The 2,715-nt window shown below is 70.2% G+C and carries 3 protein-coding genes; 1 reads left to right on the top strand and 2 read right to left on the bottom strand.

Annotation, left to right across the window (positions count from 1 at the left end):
* Positions 1-790: hypothetical protein (locus U9R90_RS35275; protein ID WP_411061509.1), on the bottom strand; the 790-nt coding region annotated here is incomplete at its 3' end.
* Between the two features lie 315 nt (positions 791-1,105).
* Here U9R90_RS35275 and U9R90_RS35270 point away from each other — a divergent pair.
* A complete protein-coding gene (locus U9R90_RS35270; RefSeq protein ID WP_411061508.1) occupies positions 1,106-1,750 on the top strand; it encodes a dihydrofolate reductase family protein in 645 nt (214 codons plus the stop codon).
* A 24-nt stretch (positions 1,751-1,774) separates the two neighbouring features.
* On the opposite strand, the gene murQ is transcribed toward U9R90_RS35270, so the two are convergent.
* Positions 1,775-2,715: N-acetylmuramic acid 6-phosphate etherase (gene murQ, locus U9R90_RS35265; RefSeq protein WP_411061507.1), on the bottom strand; the 941-nt coding region annotated here is incomplete at its 5' end.

Below are 2,715 nucleotides of genomic sequence, written 5' to 3'. Positions count from 1 at the left end.
CGGCGGGGCGGCGCGCCGGAGCCGGGCCGCCCCGGCAGTCGTCGCATTCGCCGCCCGCGAGGGCTTCCGGGCGGCCCGGTGTGTGGCAGGTGGCGCACTCCAGGATGCGCAGGGGAGCTGGAGCCGGGCGGGGGCGTTCGGGTGGGAGCTTGGTGGTCAGGCGCTTGCGGGCGAGAGCCGCCGGGTGGTGGACGGGTACGGGCAGGCCGGTGGTGAGGGCCAGTACGACCTCCTGGTCGGTGGCGCCCCGGTCGAACCACTCCGTGACCAGCGGCGCGAGGGCTGTGCAGTCGGTGGAGGAGAGGGACATCACCGGGTCCGTACGGCCCAGCGCGGCGAGCAGGATGTGCGCGCGGGAGCGGGTCGGGCGCGGGCCCGTGTTCTCCGGCGGTACGTCGCCTCGGGCGAACGCCGCCCACCATGCCTCGTCCCGCGCCGTACGGGAGAACCAGGTCCGCGTCACCCAGCGCGGGCTGCCGTACTCGTCGAAGTGGTGTTCGCTGCCCTGCCGCAGATGGCCCGCCTCCCGGAGGCGGCGCAGCGCGGTGCTGAGCGCGCACTGGCTGTACGGCAGCACCTTGGCCAGCGTCTTTACGGAGATGTCCGAGCCGTCCGCGAGCCGGTCGATGAACGCGGCGATGGCGGCTTCGCGGGGCGGAAGGTGCGCGAAGTCGTGCGCGGTGCGGGGGCGTTGGTCGGGTGCCGAGCGCTTTCCGTACCCCGGATTGGCCATTGGGTGCGGGTCTGCGTGCATCGGGCGCAGGGCACTACTAAGCTGGGTCTCAGCCACGGGATCGACTCTCATTCGATCTTGTTGGTCAAGCCCCCGCAGGTGTTGCTAGCACCGAGCGGGGGCTGTTCGTTATGCGGGCACGCTAGACGCATATCACTGTGCGTGGCAACCCGAACGCGAAAAGTCAACTGCGCAGGGTGGGAGGGTGGGTTGTGGCCCTCCACCCGTTCATTGTTAAGAGCGCTCGGAGCCTGCGGCTTGAGCTCCGGGCCGTCGTGCGGTGTTGTCCGTGTCGTCTGGATTCGGTCGCGGCGATGAGTTTTCCTGGCTCAGACGGTCCTACTGCCATCGGCAATAAACAGGAGGAGCCACGTGACCCAGCTGCTGAGAGTCCAGAACTTCAACGTCTCGAGTGACGGAATCGGTGCCGGTGAGGACCAGAGCCTTGAGCGTCCGTTCGGCCACGTCGATCCCGAGAGGCTGTTCGCCTGGGCCGGTGCGACGGCGAGCTGGCCCAACCGCACCGATCCCGGCGGGAGCCGTGGCCTCGACGACTACTTCACGCGCGACTTCGCCCACAACATCGGCGCCGAGATCATGGGCCGCAACAAGTTCGGGCCCCAGCGTGGGCCCTGGCAGGACCACGACTGGCGCGGCTGGTGGGGTGACGAACCCCCGTTCCACACCCCGGTGTTCGTCATGACCCACCACACGCGTCCGTCGTTCACGCTCTCCGACACCACGTTCCACTTCGTCGACGGTGACCCGGCCACGGTCCTCGAACAAGCGCGGGAGGCGGCGCAGGGCAAGGACGTCCGACTCGGCGGCGGGGCTACCACCATCCGGGAGTTCCTCGACGCCGACCTCGTCGACACCCTGCACGTGGCGGTCTCGCCGGTGAAGCTCGGGTCCGGCGTACGGCTCTGGGAGTCACCCGACGAGCTGTTCGACCGGTTCCACCTCGATGTCGTGCCCAGCCCGAGCGGCGTGACGCACCATCTGTTCTGGCGAAGGTGACCGGCCACTGTGGACCAGGGAGGGTTACGTCGCGGTGGCTGCTGCGGCCAGGGCTGCTCGTAGGTGGCCGTTGGCTTCCGTGAGCAGGCGCGTCGCGGTCGCGGCGTCGATCTCGGCCAGGATGATCAGGATCGCCGTCTTCACCTCGCCTTCGGCGGAGGTGAGGGCCGCCTCGATCGTGTCGTCCGGCGCGCCCGTTGCCAGGGCGGCGATCCGGCGTGAGCGGGCCCGCAGTTTCTCGTTCGACGCGCGTACGTCGACCATGAGGTTTCCGTACGTCTTGCCGAGGCGGATCATCGTGAGGGTCGAGATCATGTTGAGGACCAGCTTCTGGGCTGTTCCCGCCTTCAGGCGGGTGGAGCCGGTGATCAGTTCGGGGCCTACGACGACCTCGATGCCGTGCTCGGCCGCCGCCGCCAGTGCGCTGCCCGCGTTGCAGGACAGGCCGATGGTGAGCGCGCCGCGGCTGCGGGCGTGCTCCACCGCGCCGACGGCGTAGGGCGTACGGCCGGATGCGGAGATGCCGACGACGGTGTCGGCGGGCGTGAGGTTCAGGGCGTCGAGGTCGGCTGCTGCCAGGTCCTTGGAGTCCTCGGCGCCCTCCACCGCCGTCACCATCGCGCTCGGGCCGCCCGCGATCAGGCCGATGACCTGGGACGGGTCCGTGTTGAAGGTCGGCGGGCACTCGCTCGCGTCCAGCACGCCGAGGCGTCCCGCCGTGCCCGCGCCCGCGTAGACGAGTCGGCCGCCGCGCCCCATGCGCTCGGCCGTGGCGTCGATCGCCGCGGCGATCTGTGGGAGCCGCGCTGCGATCGCGGTCGGGACCGTGGCGTCCTCGTCGTTCATCGTCCGGGCGATGTCGAGTGTGGGCAGTCGGTCGATGTCGGCCAGCTCGGGGCGGAACGCCTCGGTCGTGAGCGTGTCCAGGTGGGCGCGCAGCTTGGAGTAGTCGGGGGTGGTGGAGG

Origin of the sequence: Streptomyces sp. E11-3, assembly GCF_046540415.1 — a bacterium.
Classification (GTDB): domain Bacteria; phylum Actinomycetota; class Actinomycetes; order Streptomycetales; family Streptomycetaceae; genus Streptomyces.
The sequence above is the reverse complement of the archived record's forward strand: the minus strand, read 5'-3'. Positions and strand labels throughout refer to the sequence as shown.